The 16,431-nt window shown below is 48.7% G+C and carries 17 protein-coding genes, 4 tRNA genes and 1 pseudogene; 6 read left to right on the forward strand and 16 right to left on the reverse strand.

Annotation, left to right across the window (positions count from 1 at the left end):
* Positions 1–89: 89 nt before the first annotated feature.
* On the reverse strand, positions 90–1,061 hold the full coding sequence (locus ACMYUL_RS09735) for an IS30 family transposase (protein WP_415770249.1): 972 nt from the start codon (positions 1,059–1,061) through the stop codon (positions 90–92).
* A gap of 367 nt (positions 1,062–1,428) precedes the next feature.
* Between ACMYUL_RS09735 and ACMYUL_RS09740 the strand changes: the two genes are divergently transcribed.
* Together ACMYUL_RS09740 and ACMYUL_RS09745 are read left to right on the forward strand one after the other, a co-directional pair.
* A complete protein-coding gene (locus ACMYUL_RS09740; RefSeq protein WP_415770250.1) occupies positions 1,429–2,130 on the forward strand; it encodes an energy transducer TonB in 702 nt (233 codons plus the stop codon).
* Between the two features lie 42 nt (positions 2,131–2,172).
* Positions 2,173–2,799: an arylesterase gene (locus ACMYUL_RS09745; protein ID WP_070513437.1), complete on the forward strand. Its 627-nt coding sequence runs from the start codon at positions 2,173–2,175 to the stop codon at positions 2,797–2,799.
* 395 nt (positions 2,800–3,194) lie between these two features.
* On the opposite strand, the gene ACMYUL_RS09750 is transcribed toward ACMYUL_RS09745, so the two are convergent.
* A protein-coding gene (locus ACMYUL_RS09750) for an IS5 family transposase (RefSeq protein ID WP_415769999.1) occupies positions 3,195–3,990 on the reverse strand; the annotation gives its coding sequence in 2 pieces (ribosomal slippage) (positions 3,195–3,623 and positions 3,625–3,990; 795 coding nt in all).
* 418 nt (positions 3,991–4,408) lie between these two features.
* On the opposite strand from ACMYUL_RS09750, the gene ACMYUL_RS09755 reads away from it, so the two are divergent.
* Entirely contained in the window at positions 4,409–4,651 is a 243-nt protein-coding gene (locus ACMYUL_RS09755) for a sodium:glutamate symporter (RefSeq protein WP_342032277.1), read from the forward strand.
* A gap of 116 nt (positions 4,652–4,767) precedes the next feature.
* Here the strand turns inward: ACMYUL_RS09755 and ACMYUL_RS09760 are convergent.
* From ACMYUL_RS09760 to ACMYUL_RS09780, 5 genes are all read right to left on the reverse strand, one after another.
* A tRNA-Asp gene (locus tag ACMYUL_RS09760) sits at positions 4,768–4,844 on the reverse strand.
* Between the two features lie 32 nt (positions 4,845–4,876).
* A tRNA-Val gene (locus ACMYUL_RS09765) sits at positions 4,877–4,952 on the reverse strand.
* Between the two features lie 39 nt (positions 4,953–4,991).
* A tRNA-Asp gene (locus ACMYUL_RS09770) sits at positions 4,992–5,068 on the reverse strand.
* A 32-nt stretch (positions 5,069–5,100) separates the two neighbouring features.
* Positions 5,101–5,176, reverse strand: a tRNA-Val gene (locus tag ACMYUL_RS09775).
* 72 nt (positions 5,177–5,248) lie between these two features.
* Positions 5,249–7,237, reverse strand: a complete 1,989-nt coding sequence (locus ACMYUL_RS09780) for a cation:proton antiporter (RefSeq protein WP_415770253.1) — start codon at positions 7,235–7,237, stop codon at positions 5,249–5,251.
* Between the two features lie 364 nt (positions 7,238–7,601).
* On the opposite strand from ACMYUL_RS09780, the gene ACMYUL_RS09785 reads away from it, so the two are divergent.
* Both ACMYUL_RS09785 and ACMYUL_RS09790 read left to right on the forward strand, forming a co-directional pair.
* Positions 7,602–7,952, forward strand: a complete 351-nt coding sequence (locus ACMYUL_RS09785) for a helix-turn-helix domain-containing protein (RefSeq protein WP_308862247.1) — start codon at positions 7,602–7,604, stop codon at positions 7,950–7,952.
* Positions 7,856–8,752 (forward strand): IS3 family transposase, encoded by an 897-nt coding sequence (locus tag ACMYUL_RS09790; RefSeq protein WP_415770255.1) that lies wholly within the window; start codon positions 7,856–7,858, stop codon positions 8,750–8,752. Before ACMYUL_RS09785 ends, ACMYUL_RS09790 begins: the two co-directional genes overlap by 97 nt.
* A gap of 121 nt (positions 8,753–8,873) precedes the next feature.
* On the opposite strand, the gene ACMYUL_RS09795 is transcribed toward ACMYUL_RS09790, so the two are convergent.
* The 9 genes and pseudogenes from ACMYUL_RS09795 to ACMYUL_RS09835 all read right to left on the reverse strand — a co-directional run bounded on the left by ACMYUL_RS09795 (position 8,874) and on the right by ACMYUL_RS09835 (position 14,924).
* Positions 8,874–9,497, reverse strand: coding sequence for a GNAT family N-acetyltransferase (locus ACMYUL_RS09795; RefSeq protein ID WP_415770257.1), 624 nt, complete (start codon positions 9,495–9,497; stop codon positions 8,874–8,876).
* Between the two features lie 20 nt (positions 9,498–9,517).
* The gene (gene ubiD / locus ACMYUL_RS09800) at positions 9,518–10,996 is read right to left on the reverse strand and encodes a 4-hydroxy-3-polyprenylbenzoate decarboxylase (protein WP_415770259.1); all 1,479 of its coding nucleotides are present in this window, start codon (positions 10,994–10,996) and stop codon (positions 9,518–9,520) included.
* 43 nt (positions 10,997–11,039) lie between these two features.
* Positions 11,040–11,324 (reverse strand): hypothetical protein, encoded by a 285-nt coding sequence (locus tag ACMYUL_RS09805; protein ID WP_070513422.1) that lies wholly within the window; start codon positions 11,322–11,324, stop codon positions 11,040–11,042.
* Between the two features lie 7 nt (positions 11,325–11,331).
* Positions 11,332–11,841, reverse strand: a complete 510-nt coding sequence (locus ACMYUL_RS09810) for a DUF2199 domain-containing protein (protein ID WP_070513420.1) — start codon at positions 11,839–11,841, stop codon at positions 11,332–11,334.
* Between the two features lie 51 nt (positions 11,842–11,892).
* Positions 11,893–12,000: pseudogene (locus ACMYUL_RS09815) on the reverse strand (IS5/IS1182 family transposase); the annotation flags it as partial.
* Between the two features lie 41 nt (positions 12,001–12,041).
* Positions 12,042–12,494 carry a tetratricopeptide repeat protein gene (locus ACMYUL_RS09820; protein ID WP_070513417.1) on the reverse strand — a complete coding sequence of 151 codons (453 nt, stop codon included), beginning with the start codon at positions 12,492–12,494 and terminating at the stop codon, positions 12,042–12,044.
* 3 nt (positions 12,495–12,497) lie between these two features.
* Positions 12,498–13,208 carry a hypothetical protein gene (locus ACMYUL_RS09825; RefSeq protein ID WP_070513414.1) on the reverse strand — a complete coding sequence of 237 codons (711 nt, stop codon included), beginning with the start codon at positions 13,206–13,208 and terminating at the stop codon, positions 12,498–12,500.
* A 263-nt stretch (positions 13,209–13,471) separates the two neighbouring features.
* Entirely contained in the window at positions 13,472–14,479 is a 1,008-nt protein-coding gene (locus ACMYUL_RS09830; protein WP_415770262.1) for an IS5 family transposase, read from the reverse strand.
* A gap of 70 nt (positions 14,480–14,549) precedes the next feature.
* Entirely contained in the window at positions 14,550–14,924 is a 375-nt protein-coding gene (locus tag ACMYUL_RS09835; protein WP_070513411.1) for a hypothetical protein, read from the reverse strand.
* Positions 14,925–15,443: 519 nt separating this feature from the next.
* Here ACMYUL_RS09835 and ACMYUL_RS09840 point away from each other — a divergent pair.
* A complete protein-coding gene (locus ACMYUL_RS09840) occupies positions 15,444–16,364 on the forward strand; it encodes a Hint domain-containing protein (protein ID WP_415770264.1) in 921 nt (306 codons plus the stop codon).
* Positions 16,365–16,431 lie beyond the last annotated feature (67 nt).

The following is a 16,431-nucleotide window of genomic DNA, read 5'->3' on the forward strand; positions in this document are numbered from 1 at the left end:
CAACAAGCAAAAAGGTCGTCTGAAAATCAGTTTTCAGACGACCTTTTGTTGATTTCAGGCAGGCTTGGATTCGGATTTCAAGTGCAACACTAGTGTATCAGTGGTTTGAACAGATTCAAGAATAAAACACTTGGCGTTTCGTAGCCAAGTGTTTTTCTTGGCCGGTGGTTCAACTCATCTTGAACCCTGCGTATCTCCCGATCACTGATGTTTCGGAAATCGGTTTGTTTGGGGAAATATTGTCGGATGAGTCCGTTGATGTTCTCATTCAGCCCTTTCTCCCACGAATGGTAAGGGCGGCAAAAATAGGTTTCCGCCTTCAATGCTTTGGCTATTTTGGTGTGCTGGTGGAACTCTTTGCCGTTATCCATGGTGATGGTGTGGACTCTGGCTTTATGTGCCTTTAATACTAATACCCTAATGGCTGCCTGGGCAGTGTCTTCGGCTTTGAGGCTATCCAATTTGCAGATGATGGTGTAGCGGGTAACGCGTTCGACCAAGGTCAGTAATGCGCTTTTCTGTCCTTTGCCGACAATGGTGTCGGCTTCCCAATCACCGATGCGGGTTTTCTGGTCGACGATGGCGGGTCGGTTTTCTATGCCGACGCGGTTGGGCACTTTGCCTCTGGTCCATGTGCTGCCGTAGCGTTTGCGGTAGGGTTTGCTGCATATTCTGAGATGTTGCCACAAGGTGCCGCCGTTGCTTTTGTCTTGGCGGAGGTAGCGGTAAATGGTGCTGTGATGGAGTGTGATCCCGTGGTGTTTGCGCAGGTAGGCGCATACTTGTTCGGGACTGAGTTTGCGGCGGATAAGGGTGTCGATGTGTTGAATCAGCTGCGAATCGAGCTTATAGGGCTTTCGCTTACGCTGTTTGATAGTCCGGCTTTGCCGTTGGGCTTTTTCGGCGCTGTATTGCTGCCCTTGGGTGCGGTGCCGTCTGATTTCGCGACTGATGGTGCTTTTGTGGCGGTTAAGCTGTTTGGCGATTTCGGTGACGGTGCAGTGGCGGGACAGGTATTGGATATGGTATCGTTCGTCTTGGGTCAGTTGTGTGTAGCTCATGGCAATCTTTCTTGCAGGAAAGGCCGTATGCTACCGCATGCTGGCCTTTTTCTGTTATGGAAAGTTGCACTTCAAATGCGAATCCGCCGTCGTCTGAAAACGGGTTTTGAGGCAACTTACTTTGCTGGTTTCAGAAATATAGTGGATTAAATTTAAATCAGGACAAGGCGACGAAGCTGCAGACAGTACAGATAGTACGGCAAGGCGAGGCAACGCCGTACTGGTTTAAAGTTAATCCACTATAACTGTTTTCAGACGACCTTAAGGCAGACTTTGTGCTTTGAAATTCAGCTTTTTCATATTTTCTATGTCATAATCTTTTTAATCACGCCACAAGATAAATTATCAAACATAAAGAAAACAAAAAATGAACATGTTCAAACCATCCGCTTTAACACTTTTGATGCTATCCACTCTTCTGACTGCATGTTCCACCATGTCGGACAAAAAACTGCCGCCTGTCGAAGAAATCTTGAAACGTCCGCAGGCGGTAAAGCCACAGGTTGCGGTTGTTCCGACACCTGACGGGCGTAGGGGCGGCGTGTTGCCGGTGTTGTCCGTCATTAATGAAAAAGGCAGGGTTGATGGCGCAGTGTGCCGAGATCAGTCGGCAGGAAGCGCATTGTGCAAAGCTGCATTGGCGCAGAATCGTCCGAAGCGATATGAACCTGCTAAAACTTGCTCTAATCAAACCGATGCAAACGGCGAGGTGCAGAGTGTGTGTCAAAACGTTCCGTCTTATGCGGAACATATTTACTTGCTCTATGGTGAAAATGACAACTATAAAGGCGGTATGTACCGTCAGATGACCTCCATACCCTATCCTCCGTTGTCGGAGGAAAAAGGGGAAGAGGGTACAGTTATATTGGGGGCCGTAGTTTCGCCGGAGGGTAAATTGGACAGCGTTAAGGTGGTGGAAAGTTCGCGTTTCCGCAGGTTGGATAATGCGGCAAGGAAAGGTGTAATGGGAAATATTTTTCTGCCTAGCGTAGAAAACGGAAAACCTGTTTGGTCACAGGTTAACATTCCAATCAGCTTTCGGTTTGAAGATGAAGATGTGCAAAATTAACGTAGCAGCTTCCGTAATACTTTAGAAAATCAGAAACAAAATATGCTCACACGAAGAAAATTTCTTACTTACACAAGCGTTTTGCTGCTTGCAGCTTGCGGCGGTAAATCCGGCAAGAAGCAGACGAAAATTGCCGCAGGCAATACCGTACTCGCTTTGGGTGACTCGTTGACCTACGGCTACGGCGCGAGTCCTGCCGAATCCTATCCTGCGCAATTGCAAAAACTGACCGGTTGGGAAATCATCAATGGCGGCATTTCCGGCGATACCTCCGCACAAGCCCTGTCGCGCCTGCCTGCGCTGTTGCAACGCAAAACCAAGCTTGTGATTATCAGCATAGGCGGTAACGATTTCCTGCGCAAATTGCCCGAAGCCGAAACCCGCGCCAATATTGCCGAAATCATCGAAACCGTGCAGAAAGAAAATATTCCCGCCGTCTTGGTGGGCGTACCGCACTTGAGCGTCGGCGCATTGTTCGGCCATTTGAGCGATCATCCGCTTTATCAAGAGCTTGCCGAACAATACAAAATTCCGTTGTTCGGCGGCGCATGGTCTGAGATTTTGAGTGATGAAAAGTTGAAATCCGACCAAATACACGCCAACGCGGCGGGGTATAGGATATTTGCGGAGAAGTTGGAGAAATTTTTGCGGGAAGAGGGGTTTTTTTAGGGGTAAACGGTAATTTACTTCGTGAATTTCGTTTTCAGACGACCTTTCAAAAAGAAATGGGATATGAATCTTGTAGTGCGGCGGGGCAGAGTAAATGCTGTTCGCAGAGTTTACGAAGAAAGATTATGAAGCATTCGGTGGTTTTTTAAGAAAGACTAAAAATGCAAAATAACATTGTAAAGCTTATTTTAGAAATAGAAAAAAGGCCGGCAATGTATATTGGACGCAATAGTATTTTTTGCTTAAAAGCCTTTCTAGATGGTTGGCATTTTAGAAATCCTAAACAAACAGATAATTCAGAAATACTGATAGAATTTACAGACTGGATTCAAGCAAAGTTCAACATTGATCGATATAGCGTTTCATGGGATAAATTAGACCTCTTGCGAAAATATTCATCCCATCGCATTAACCAGTCCTGCAATCAGATTTACCCTTAACCCGAACCGTTTCCGCCTGTTGCGGTAAGGCAGCGACAAGATTTTGAATATCTTCAGTTTCCTGTTGATGTGCTCGATGACGGTTCTGAGTTTGCCTAACCGCCTGTTCGCCTCTTTATCCTGTTTGTTCAGCGGATGATGTTTGGATTTCTTTTTCGGGGTCTGTAATCCGGTTTTAGCCAATCCTTGATAACCCTTATCCGCAATGACTATTTTGTAGGGATAAAGCTCTGCAAGGTGCCTCTTGGCTAAACGCATGTCATGCTGAGCACCCATCCCCGTCCGGATGCTGATGATTTTTTCAGTTTCTCTGCCGTATATGACCTGGATTTTAACCGTGTGCCGCTTTTTCTTGCCGCTGTAATACTGCCGCTGTTTTTTTGGGACGTTCAATCGGGCTTTCGGTAACGTCAATGATGACCGTTTGATCGCCCGGATTCTTGTGTTTTGGCAGGGAAAAGCGTTTGCAACGGATGAGGGCGTCCTCGGTTTTACGGATGGTGCGGCAGACATTACTTTCAGAAAGGCCGTAGATGGCGGCCAATTCGAGTTGGGTATGGTAATGACGCAGATAGCTCAGGGTAAGCAGCAGTTGGTCTGCCAAGCTGAGCGTATGCGGCCTGCCTGACTTGACCTTCCGGCTTTCTGCTTCTGTGGTGACTTTCAGCATTTCGTGAAAAAGGACGGGCGTTACACCTGTGAGCCGTTTGAATTCCCTGTCGCTTCTTTGGATGAGGTTTTCGTATTTCATTTGGGAATTGTAAATCTTCAGGATACTTTCGCAAAAGGTCTATTGCTATTTTCCCTCTATTACGATGAAGAAATGGCATTGAATAGCTTTTTTTTAAACTTTAATCAATTCCTTCAAGAAAAAAAATCAGTAATTTGAGACCTGCCTTCATGTAGTTATCGAAGCAGTAACTGCAGATTGGGTTAAGTCTCAACAGTCTGATAAGGTCGTCTGAAAGCGGCAGGTTTTGCGGCATTTTATTATTGGATTTTTTCCTCTTTGATTCTCCTTCAGATGATGGAGTAGAAGAGGTGCAGAATCTTTTCTTTTTCGGCATTCGGGCTGTTCAGTCTGTATGCGGTCATCGCTGATGCATTGTCTTCTGTCATACCGTCATATATACTGCCTAAACGCTAAAAAACGAGGTTGAAAAACGCTGATGAAATGGTTGAATGTTTTAGGTATTTGGTTGATGGCTATTCCTGAGTTTGTGGCAATTCTTTATGTCGTCGCTTATATTAATGCTTTTCTGAGCGACAATAGCGGAAATTGCGGGGTCGGTTGTCTCGGGGATTTGGTTGTTTTTTTTGAGATTGCCTTTTTTGGCAGTATTTTAATCAGCTTAATTTGGACAGTGATTTTTCTGAGAAAGTATGATGAACGCGATGAGAATGCTGATTGAAGATTTTCAGACGACCTTCCTAATACAGGTCGTCTGAAAAACTAAATACCGCTCTTTTTCTACATTCGTTTCTTACGCACAAAAAAATACCGGCAAAAGCCGGTATTTTTCAAATTTGGCGCGGCGGACGGGGCTCGAACCCGCGACCCCCGGCGTGACAGGCCGGTACTCTAACCAACTGAGCTACCACCGCGCATCATTGTTTTGCAACAATGAAAGGAAACTTGGTGGGTGATGACGGAGTCGAACCGCCGACATTCTGCTTGTAAGGCAGACGCTCTACCAACTGAGCTAATCACCCGAAAATAAAAAATACCGACAATGTCAGTATTTTGAAATTTGGCGCGGCGGACGGGGCTCGAACCCGCGACCCCCGGCGTGACAGGCCGGTACTCTAACCAACTGAGCTACCACCGCGCATCATTGTTTTGCAACAATGAAAGGAAACTTGGTGGGTGATGACGGAGTCGAACCGCCGACATTCTGCTTGTAAGGCAGACGCTCTACCAACTGAGCTAATCACCCTTGTCGCTGCGTTTGCGAAGACGCTATTAAATCAAAAAAGCATCCGCTGTGCAAGCTTTATTTTTTAGTGTATTAAGTATTTCCTTGCAAACTCCAGTTTTCAAAAGAAATAATTTCCTCTTGTTTGCCTGCGACGACTAAAATATCATTCGGTTGCAACTGCAAATCCAAGTCAGGATTTTCTATTCTGCTTGTATTGCGGCGGATGAATAGCAGTTTGATACCTGCGTGATCCAAAGGCAAATCACGAATAGTCTTGCCGATGGCGTGGGCTTCGCCTGTCAGAGGGAAGGCGTGGCGGCAGACTGATTTGCCTCCGTCGTCAAATCCATTTTCATCATCACTGCCGACAAACAAGCCTTCCAAAGAGGCGTAGCGGCTGTGTCGGATGTTGGCAATGGTTTGATAAACATGGTTGAAGGTCGCGCCATTGCCCAGCATGGCGTAGCTTGCCAGTACCAGGCTGGTTTCTTTGGTATCGGATACAGCTTCTTCCGCGCCCATGTCTGTAAAGGTTTTAACGTAATCGTCATTGGTTGCCCGAACATACACGGGCATGCTCGGATGCAGGGACATAATATTGTCGAGAACATGTTGGGTTTCGTGCATATTGTTCAGGGTAATGACCACCATTTTGGCGCGTTCCAAACCTGCCGCTTCCAAGACTTCGCGCCGTTTGGCATCGCCGAATGAGACTGGTTCGCCTGCATTGCGTGCCACCTGAACCCTGCCGATATCGAGGTCGAGGGCGAAGAAGGGGATGTTTTCCTGAGCCAATACGCGCCCGACGGTCTGACCGCCGCGTCCGAAACCGATGATCAGGACGTGGTCGGATTTGCTCATGGTTTCCACCAACATGCTGTGCAAATCCAATGCCTTCATGTCCCAGCTTGATTTGACAAAACGGCTGACGATGGCATCACTGCTGCCCAAGATAAATGGGGCAATAATCATAGACAACAGAATCGCTGCCGTAGCTGCCTGCTCCAGCTCGGGCGACACCATATTGATTTTGCTGGAGATGTTTAACATCACAAAGCCAAATTCGCCGCCTTGTGCCAAATAGAGGGCTGTTTTCAAGCTGTCTGCAATCGGATGCTTCATATGCAAGGCGATAAAAAAGACGACCAATGCTTTCAATACCAGCAGAATTGCCAGCAAAATCAGAATCTGCTGCCAGCCGCCGATTAAAGCTTGGATGTCCAGTTTCATGCCGACCGTGATGAAGAAGAAGCCGAGCAAAATATCGCGGAATGGGCGGATGTCATCTTCCACCTGAAAACGGTATTCCGTTTCCGAAAGCAGCATACCGGCAACGAATGCGCCCAATGCCATCGACAAGCCTTCCAGTTCGGTCAGATAAGCTACGCCCAAGGTTACCAGCAGGACGTTGATCATAAACAATTCAGACGACTTGCGTTTGGCGACCATTCTGAACCAGCGCGACATTACTTTGCTGCCGACGACGAATAATACGCCCAGCGTGACCAGCATTTTCAATCCGGCAAGACCGAGCGCCGCCCACAGGCTACCTTCTTCGCCATTTCCCCCCAACGCAGGAATCAGGATCATCAGCGGCACGACGGCAATATCCTGCATCAACAAGACACCCATCGCCATTTGACCGTGCGGCTGTCCCAATTCGGTTTTTTCCGACAGGATGCGGCTAACGATTGCCGTGGACGACATGGTCATCGCCCCGGCTGCGGCAAACGCCCAATTAAAGCTGACGCCCATCAGCATCAAAATGCCGATAATCGACAACATGGTTACAATGACCTGCAAACCGCCCAGCCCGAACACCAAACGGCGCATGGCTTTAAGCTTGGGTAGGGAGAATTCGAGACCGATGCTGAACATCAGGAATACGATACCGATTTCACCCAAATAATCAGTGGCATGACCTTGCGGAATCAGCTTCAACATACCCGGACCGGCGATAAAACCGACCAAAAGATAACCGAGCATGGAAGGAATGTTGAATTTACGGCAATAAATCACCGTAATGACGGAAACGAGGAGGACGATAACGATGGGTGCGAGGGAAAAAGTTTCGTGCATAGAGCGGGCGGCCTTTTATTTGGAAAGCGAGTTGTATTTTTGACAGGCCGTCTGAAAACACGCGGAGAATAGTATCAACGGTTTATCTAAACGGATGGTCAAAATTATATCAAAAAATCTGTAAAGTAATGCTTTATATAGCCAAAAAAATGCTGTTCGAAATATCGGCAGCGGGTTTGGGTATCTGGTGGCGGGGCGATTGCTTCAGAGTGAATGAGTTTTAAATCAGGGGTGTATCGGCAATATGCGATAATTAGATAAGTTATTGTAAAGTTTTATTGGTTAAAAGGGTCGTCTGAAAACTTGTGAACTGCACCCCAAAAGTTGGACACATCCCCTCCAACTCACAAGGTGCAGTTTTTTTATGAGCAAATATACATTACACTTCAAATACCAAGCCGTACTCCACTACCTGCACATACGCAGCCAACAGCGTACCGCAGACCACTACGGCATCTCCCGAACCCATCTGCGACGATGGATACGCGCCTATCAGGAAGGCGGCATCGGCGCACTCGAACATCCCCAATCCAAAACCATGACCGACCACCGCAAAAACCCCTTCATCGCCGACAAACCCGACCAAGAAAAAACACAGGCAGAACTTATCGAAGAGTTGTGCTATATGCGCGCAGAGGTCGCCTACCTAAAGGAGTTAAAAGCCCTCAGCCAAAAGCGGACCGAAAAGGACAAAGCCAAACCGTCCAAACACTGAGGGCGCAACACCCGCTCAAATACCTGCTGCACATCGCACACCTGCCCAAAAGCAGCTTTTACTACCATCACCAAGATCGACCCGATCCCGACGAGGCCGACAAAGCCCTCCTTGTCGAAACCTACAAACGGCATAAAGGACGCTACGGACAAAGGCGCATTGCCGCAGCATTGGATTGGAACCGCAAAAAAGCGGCGCGGTTGATGAAACAGATGGGGCTGAAAGCCAAAATACGGGCGAAAAAAGCCTACCGCCATCCCGCCATGGGCGAAATATCGGAACACCTCCTCAAACGCCGGTTCACAGCCAAAAAGCCCAACGAAAAATGGCTGACCGACGTGACCGAACTCAAAGGGAGCGACGGCAAACTGTACCTCTCGCCAATCTTGGACTTGTTCAACCGCGAGATCGTCGCCTACGCCATGAGCCGCAATGCTAACAGCGAAATGGTGAAGGAAATGCTTGAAAAAGCCGCGCCCCGGCTGACCGGCGAAGGAACGATGCTGCATTCCGACCAAGGCGTGCTGTACCGTACGGCGGGATATAGGGAATTGCTTGCCCAACATTCCATGGTTCAAAGCATGTCGCGAAAGGCGAACTGCTGGGACAATGCGCCGATGGAAAGCTTCTTTGCGGTGTTGAAGACGGAGTGTTTCTATAACGCAGGAGAATTGACGGTGGACGAATTGATGAAACAGATAGATGACTATATGGATTACTACAACCGGGAGCGTTGCAGTCTGAAATTGAAAAAGCTGAGTCCTGTCGCATACAGAACCCAGCTTGCACAGAGCGCCTGAAAAGGCTTTTATGAGTGTCCAAGATTTGGGGGCCAGTTCACTTGATTTCAGACGACCCTTTTAATGCTTAGTATGGTCTCAAATAAGCAAGATATGTTGTTTTACAAGTACATTCCGACTACTACGCTTTCTCCAACACATATATTACCGCCCTATGCGTCTCGCCCGTCGGCTTGGAAAAGAAGCGTTCTTCAGTGTGATGAGGATAAAATCCGCATTTCTCCAGCACGCGTTGCGAAGGGATATTTTTCTGATAAGCCCCAGCCCAAAGCCGCACTAGAGACAATTCCTCAAAAGCATAAGCGACAATTGATTGCACCGCTTCGGTTGCATAGCCCTTTCCCCAAAAAACCTCGCCCAGCCAATAGCCTATTTCCGCTTCATGGTCGCTCAGAGGCAGATTGCTATCGTCTTGAAAAAGCAGGCCAATGCTGCCTATCGCTTGATTATCTTCCAAGCAAATGGCAAAACTATGCGGCTTGTGGAGGATGTGTTCAATAATCTCACGGCTTTCCGACACGCTGGCATGAGGATGCCAGCCGCACATCGCCCCGATTTTAGGGTTGCGCGCCTGTTCATAAACCGCTTCGGCATCGGTCAGCGCCCAAGGGCGGAGGATTAGGCGGACTGTTTTTCGTGTTTCCATGCTCAAAATGCCTAATATTGTTTGGAAATTTTGTTGAAACGCTGCTTTCAGACGACCTTTGCAATGTGCAGGCTGCTTTTTGGTGTTTGGAAAGCGCAAAAAGCAGCCTGCACTTGAATTTACAACCCCAACTCCCCCCAAATCTCATCAATCTTAGCCGTAACCGCAGGGTCTTTTTTGATCACACGTCCCCATTCGCGGTCGGTTTCGCCCGGCCATTTGTTGGTTGCGTCCAAGCCCATTTTGCCGCCGAGCCCGCTGACGGGGCTGGCGAAGTCGAGGTAGTCGATGGGCGTGTTTTCCACCAAAACGGTGTCGCGCACGGGGTCCATGCGTGTGGTTACCGCCCAGATGACTTCTTTCCAGTCGCGCACGTTCACATCGTCATCAACCATGATAATGAATTTGGTGTACATAAACTGGCGCAAGAATGACCAGCAGCCCATCATCACGCGCTTGGCGTGGCCGGCGTACTGTTTTTTCATGCTGACCACCGCCATGCGGTAGGAGCAGCCTTCGGGCGGCAGGTAGAAATCGGTGATTTCGGGGAACTGCTTTTGCAGAAGCGGTACGAACACTTCGTTCAACGCCACGCCCAAAACGGCGGGTTCATCAGGCGGTTTGCCTGTGTAGGTGGAATGGTAAATCGGGTTTTCGCGCATGGTGATGCGCTCGACCGTGAACACAGGGAAATGGTCCTGTTCGTTGTAATAGCCCGTGTGGTCGCCGTATGGGCCTTCCAACGCGGTTTCGTTCGGATGGATGACACCTTCCAACACGATTTCGGCACGGGCGGGCACTTGCAAATCGCTGCCGATACATTTCACCAGTTCCGTCCGTGAGCCGCGCAGCAGTCCGGCAAACTGGTATTCGCTCAAGGTATCTGGAACGGGCGTTACCGCACCCAAAATGGTGGCGGGGTCGCAACCGAGCACGACGGCGACGGGATATGGCGTATCGGGATTGAGTTTGCGGAATTCCTGATAATCCAACGCGCCGCCGCGATGCGACAGCCAGCGCATGATCAGCTTGTTTTTCGCAATCAGTTGCTGACGGTAAATGCCCAAGTTCTGGCGTTTTTTGTGCGGGCCGCGCGTTACGGTCAAGCCCCACGTTACCAGCGGCGCAACGTCTTCCGGCCAGCAATGTTGAATCGGCAGTTTATACAAATCAACGTCTTCGCCTTCCCACACAATTTCTTGACACGGCGCCTTTTTCACCACGTTCGGCGCCATGCTCCAAATGTCTTTCAACAACGGCAGTTTGGAAAACGCGTCTTTAATGCCTTTGGGCGGTTCGGGTTCTTTCAAATACGCCAGCGTCTGCCCGATTTCGCGCAGTTTGGATACGCTGTCCGCACCCATGCCCATCGCCACGCGTTCGGGCGTGCCGAACAGGTTCGCCAACACAGGATAATCGTAACGCGTACCGTCGGGCTTAATCGGGTGTTCAAACAACAACGCCGGCCCTTCGGCACGCAGCACGCGGTCGGCGATTTCGGTCATTTCCAAATGCGGGGAAACGGGATGAGCGACGCGCTTGAGTTTGCCTTGCTGCTCGAGCATGGCGATGAAGTTGCGTAGGTCTTTGTATTTCATGTTGATCCTTATTTGAGGTCGTCTGAAAACCGGACTTTGGATTTCAGACGACCTGAATCATAGATTGCAATATAGCTTCGGGGCATTCGCTGTTTTCGGCAAAAAACCAATATTCACCATATGGGTTGTGAATACTGAACTTCCAGCCCTTGTAACCGAAATCTATCCACGTCTCGCCCGTAACCCAATCCGATACGAAGTCGGTAGGCATTCCGCCTAAGCGGACAATTTGCCGTAGCAGGCTCGACGGCAGGCAGGTTTGCGGCAGTTGCAGGAACAGGCGGGAGCCGTCGGACATGGTTTCGTTCAATAGAGGGCGGTTTGTCATTTGGTCCTTAATAGTCTGCACCGAATGCCGCCTCTATCCTTGCCTGTGCTTCGGCATATTCTATGCCGTGATAAAAGTCGTGTACCAGCGGATGTTCACTGCTTTGATGGAGTTGCAGCAGGGGACGTCGGTTGTCGGACTGGGTAACGACATTGCAGTGCAGACCGAAGGTGTCGGATTCGTAAGGGGGCAGCCAGTTGCATATCCTGCCGAAATAAACGACGTTTTCCGGATTGTCGTGAAAGTCGCTTTGATAGTCGTTAAAACTCTTTTCACTGACGGATACCCACACGCCGTATTCCAGCGTTTCCTCATGCCCGATAATCGGAATAAGCAGCACCGCGCGGATAAAACGGTCGGTTTGGTCAGAATAGCGGATGATACAGAAATCAGAATCGCATTCCGCTTGATAAGCAATGCGTTCTTCTTCACTGAGTTGGTCATAGGGAGCGGGAGTGGCAAAGCAGAGCGCCGGCATGTCTTCATGTTTTTCGCCGCAGGAAGCGCAAGTGTACATGGTGGATTCCTTTCGAGTTTTAGGCGGGGTTGGTTTTCAGACGACCTTTTATAGTGGATTAACTTTAAACCAGTACGGCGTTGCCTCGCCTTGCCGTACTGTCTGCGGCTTCGTCGCCTTGTCATGATTTAAATTTAATCCACTATATAACTGGTTTGAAGTTCGGGTCGTCTGAAAAACAGAGTGCAATCTATATCGAACTAATTGTTTTTTCGGCTGTGGTTTTCAATGCCTTCTGCCACGGTGGCTAAGAAATCCAGATATTTCGGGTCTTCGTCCAGCCACGCTTCGTCGTCCAAACCCATGTAGGCACGCATCAACTCGTCAGCGGCGCGTTCCATATTGCCCAATTCAAACTGCGTCTGTCCCAAACGCAAATGCAAAAACGGGTTGCCGATTGCGTCCGGGCAATACATGGCGTGGCTTAAATGCTCGTGCGCGGCGGCAAAATCGCCACTCAAAAAATCCGCATCGCCGATGGCTGCCAGAATCCATGTTGCCGCTTCCCAGTCGGTTTTCGGTTCGGGCAACAAATCCCATGCCTGCCAATAAAGGTCGAGTGCTTTGGTGTATTGCCCGTCGTCCGCCAACGTGTCGCCTTGTTCGCAAAGCCGGCAAATGGTGTCGTAGGTTTGGTCGTTTAATTCGCTCATGGTTTATGTCCAATCGTAAGTAAATAGAACAAGTCTGCTGATTGGCTCGTACAGCATGACAATATTGTCTGCGCCATGGGAATAGGAATAACCGCACGCTGAGGCGATATGGTAAAAACGATTGCCATTGTGGGTAATGGTAACGTTCCCGTCTTCATCTTGCGTCATTTTGTAAGCAGACGGGATGTCGTCTGAGGTTGACCAGTTGCTGCTTTCAATGCGTTCTCCACCCAAGCTGTTCAGAAATAATCCGTCATACTTGCTGAAATAGGGCTCTCCGTTGTAATCCCCTGTTTTTTCCTGAAATGCTTTTTTCTGTTCGGCATAGTTTTTCAGGTTTTCGGCAAAATATTTTTCCAAATACGGATCGGTCAGCAAATGTTTGTTGACCTGACTGCGGAGAAAATAACGCTCGTCACCCAAAAATTCGTAACGGTTGTCTTCAGTCAAGCGGAATGAAAGCCAGTTAATTCCGATAAATTCATTATGGGCGAACTGCGTCAGCTCGCCGATTAAGCCGTCGCCCGGTTCCTGCGGATTGATCAAATGCAGCGTTATGCCTTTCCATTCGGGATTGATTTCCACTAAGTCGATACTGATACAAGGTAGAAAATGTTCTTTCAACCATGGCTGCTTTTCGGAAAATACAGTTTCGGCTTCAGGAAATGCATGTAGGTTTTCATTTAGTTCGTTAATGATTTCGCGATAATTCATGTTGTAACCTTTATTGATGAGGGTTGGTTTATATTGATGATGGATAAAGTTTCAATCCGAAGTCCAGGTCGTCTGAAAAACAGATTTTGGATTTCAGACGACCTGAATCATAAACAGAGACCTTTGCAAAAAAGCCCTTTCCACCGGCAACCGAAACCCCAACACAGGTTTTCGGCTGTTTCCGCCCCAATCACTCCTGATTCTACCCAAATACCCCCTTAATCCTCCCCGGACGCCCCATAATCAGGCATCCGGGCCGCCTTTTAGGCGGCAACAGGCACACTTAGCCTGTTAGCCGCTTTCAACAGGTTCAAACACATCGCCTTCAGATGGCTTTGCGCACTCACTTTGAGCAGACCAAAATAGGCTGCCCGCGCATAGCGGAATTTACGGTGCAGCGTACCGAAGCTTTGTTCCACCACATAACGGGTCTTCGATAAATAGCGGTTACGTTTGGTTTGCGCTTCCGTCAGCGGACGGTTGCGGTGGGCTTTTCGCATAATGCCGTCCAACAACCGATGCTCTTTCAGGTGTTGCCGGTTTTCCGTACTGTCGTAGCCTTTGTCGGCATAGACGGTCGTGCCTTCGGCAATACCCTCCAACAAAGGGGACAGATGGTTGCACTCATGGGTATTGGCGGGGGTAATGTGCAGTTTCTCGATATAGCCTTCCTCATCGGTGCGGGTATGTTGTTTGTAACCGAGTTTGTAGAGGCCGTTTTTCTTTGTCCAGCGGGCATCGCTGTCTTTACTCGGTGTGGTTTGTCCGCTGACTTGTCCTTCTTCATCGACTTCTATGGCCTGACGCTGTTTGCTGCCGGCGGTCTGAATAATGGTGGCGTCAATGACGGCGGCGGATGCTTTCTCTATTTTTAGGTTTTTTTCGGTCAGTTGGCGGTTAATCAGTTCCAGCAATTCGGACAGGGTGTCGTCTTGCGCCAGCCAGTTGCGGTAGCGGCATAAGGTGCTGTAATCGGGGATGCTCAATTCGTCAAAACGGCAAAACAGGTTGAAATCGATGCGGGTGATGAGGCTGTGTTCGAGTTCGGGATCGGAGAGGCTGTGCCATTGTCCGAGCAGGACGGCTTTGAACATGGACAACAGGGGATAGGCGGGACGGCCGCGGTGGTCTCTAAGGTAACGGGTTCTTTGACGATTCAGGTATTGTTCGATCGGCTGCCAATCAATCACCTGATCCAACTTCAATAGCGGGAAGCGGTCGATGTGTTTGGCGATCATGGCTTGTGCGGTTTGTTGGAAGAAAGTGCTCATGAGAAATCCCCTAAATGTCTTGGTGGGAATTTAGGGGATTTTGGGGAATTTTGCAAAGGTCTCAAACAGTTTATATGCAGCTGCCCAAGGCTTTCAGTTCTTTTTTAACCACTTGCTTTTGCTCATTGGTTTGGATGGTTAAAGATAAGAAATAAGCATCGCAAGGACTGAATTTGGACCAATGTTTTTTTACGGGGAAATGGCCTTCGGGTAGGTTGGAACTGTAATAATGGTTAGGTTCTTGAAACGCCAGTTTTAATCCGTATTTGGTTTGCCAGTCGCGCAGTTGCGCTTCAGTTGCGCCGATTGGAAGGCTGTCCAGCCGCTGCTGCCACATTTGTTTGCTGCGCGCCAATCCTTGACGGTCGTAATCAATGCTAGAGCCGCAGGCGGTAAGTGAAAGACCGGTGATGAGCAATAATAGAGATGAGGTAAGGCGTACCATTTATAAATGTCCTTAGATGATGGTTTGAGGCGATTGGCTTTCAGACGACCTTTTATGTTTTCGATTCATTCTGAGTCAGGGTCAATATTATTATCAAGAAAACGGTCTTTGTCAGCCATAAATATATTTTCTCATTTAAAATATGCATATTGACCAACCGTTAAGAAAACAATATGGAAATGCCTTCTATTCGGCTTTTTGAAGATTACCACATGATTTTTTAACCATGTTTGGCGACAAAATGTATAGTGGATTAAATTTAAATCAGGACAAGGCAACGAAGCCGCAGACAGTACAGATAGTACGGAACCGATTCACTTGGTGCTTCAGCACCTTAGAGAATCGTTCTCTTTGAACTAAGGCGAGGCAACGCCGTACTGGTTTAAAGTTAATCCACTATAAAAAGGTCGTCTGAAAAACCTAAATCTGTTTTCAGACGACCTTACAAGTGATACGAGGTGTCTATATAGCCACCTCCTTTAATCAGAAACTTTTAAAAACACAATTTCGGGAAACAATATGAACAAATCGAATGAACAGTGCAGCGTAGAAAACGGCCTATCCTCCGGCATGGGCTGCTTTATGAAGGGCACCTTGGTAGAAACGGAAGAAGGCTGGACGCCGATAGACGAACTGAAAGTGGGCGATTTGGTGATGTCGCGGCCGGAAAACGGCATCGGCGAGGCCGTACCCAAGCGGGTGGTGAATACCTTCAGCTATGAAGACAGGGCAGTGGTGATGCTGAAATTTTCTCAATTTCCTGAAAGAAGTGGAGGAGGTCGAATTTTAATAGCTACCCCAAACCACCCGTTCTGCGTGTATGGCGTGGTTACCAACCTGATTCTTGAGCATCCCCAATTCGGTAAGCTCGGTGCCTATTGGAAGGGCTGCGATTACGACGATGGCGAATATGTGTTTGCCGGAGATGAAGGCAGGGCGAGATACGAAGCCCTGTGGGCATTTAAGCACACGCCCTATGAAATGCGGCTGTACGAACAGCCGGTGTGGAAGCGCGCCGACCAGCTCGAGCGCGGAGACGTGGTGTTGGGTGTTCGTGATTATTATGTAGTAGAGGATTACCGCCCGTTGTATGCCTACCGCGATACCGATCGAGCCTGGGTACAGCCGACCAACCTGGCTTACGGTTGGGAGCAGTCGGATCGGGGCAACAGCTATGAGATGACACTTACTACCGAATCACTATATAACCCAACAACGGATTGGTTGGACGTGCCGAATGATGAGAACCTGCTGTATGTGGATGAGGACGGACAACGGCATTACCGCCCTTACCGTACCACGGTTTATAACATTGAGGTCGAGGATTATCACACTTATTGTGTAAGTATGGGAGGTATTTTGGTACACAACCAGAATTGCGGCGCAGAGCGGCGCAGCAGGGTGGACAGCTTGGAAATTTGCGACGGCGGGCAACCGTAACGCCGCTGTTTGCAACAAAGGTCGTCTGAAACTTTCAGACGACCTAATGAGCGGCAATGAATGGGGT

Origin of the sequence: Neisseria sp. CP9 (assembly GCF_047758525.1) — a bacterium.
GTDB lineage: Bacteria > Pseudomonadota > Gammaproteobacteria > Burkholderiales > Neisseriaceae > Neisseria.

Excerpts from the sequence above, each read along its gene's own strand:
- ACMYUL_RS09825 (WP_070513414.1), bottom strand. The coding sequence starts at position 13,208 with ATGAATTATCGCGAAATCATTAACGAACTAAATGAAAACCTACATGCA.
- ACMYUL_RS09740 (WP_415770250.1), top strand. The coding sequence starts at position 1,429 with ATGAACATGTTCAAACCATCCGCTTTAACACTTTTGATGCTATCCACT.
- ubiD (WP_415770259.1), bottom strand. The coding sequence starts at position 10,996 with ATGAAATACAAAGACCTACGCAACTTCATCGCCATGCTCGAGCAGCAA.
- ACMYUL_RS09805 (WP_070513422.1), bottom strand. The coding sequence starts at position 11,324 with ATGACAAACCGCCCTCTATTGAACGAAACCATGTCCGACGGCTCCCGC.
- ACMYUL_RS09830 (WP_415770262.1), bottom strand. The coding sequence starts at position 14,479 with ATGAGCACTTTCTTCCAACAAACCGCACAAGCCATGATCGCCAAACAC.
- ACMYUL_RS09820 (WP_070513417.1), bottom strand. The coding sequence starts at position 12,494 with ATGAGCGAATTAAACGACCAAACCTACGACACCATTTGCCGGCTTTGC.
- ACMYUL_RS09755 (WP_342032277.1), top strand. The coding sequence starts at position 4,409 with ATGAAATGGTTGAATGTTTTAGGTATTTGGTTGATGGCTATTCCTGAG.
- ACMYUL_RS09785 (WP_308862247.1), top strand. The coding sequence starts at position 7,602 with ATGAGCAAATATACATTACACTTCAAATACCAAGCCGTACTCCACTAC.
- ACMYUL_RS09840 (WP_415770264.1), top strand. The coding sequence starts at position 15,444 with ATGAACAAATCGAATGAACAGTGCAGCGTAGAAAACGGCCTATCCTCC.
- ACMYUL_RS09810 (WP_070513420.1), bottom strand. The coding sequence starts at position 11,841 with ATGTACACTTGCGCTTCCTGCGGCGAAAAACATGAAGACATGCCGGCG.
- ACMYUL_RS09835 (WP_070513411.1), bottom strand. The coding sequence starts at position 14,924 with ATGGTACGCCTTACCTCATCTCTATTATTGCTCATCACCGGTCTTTCA.
- ACMYUL_RS09735 (WP_415770249.1), bottom strand. The coding sequence starts at position 1,061 with ATGAGCTACACACAACTGACCCAAGACGAACGATACCATATCCAATAC.
- ACMYUL_RS09780 (WP_415770253.1), bottom strand. The coding sequence starts at position 7,237 with ATGCACGAAACTTTTTCCCTCGCACCCATCGTTATCGTCCTCCTCGTT.
- ACMYUL_RS09745 (WP_070513437.1), top strand. The coding sequence starts at position 2,173 with ATGCTCACACGAAGAAAATTTCTTACTTACACAAGCGTTTTGCTGCTT.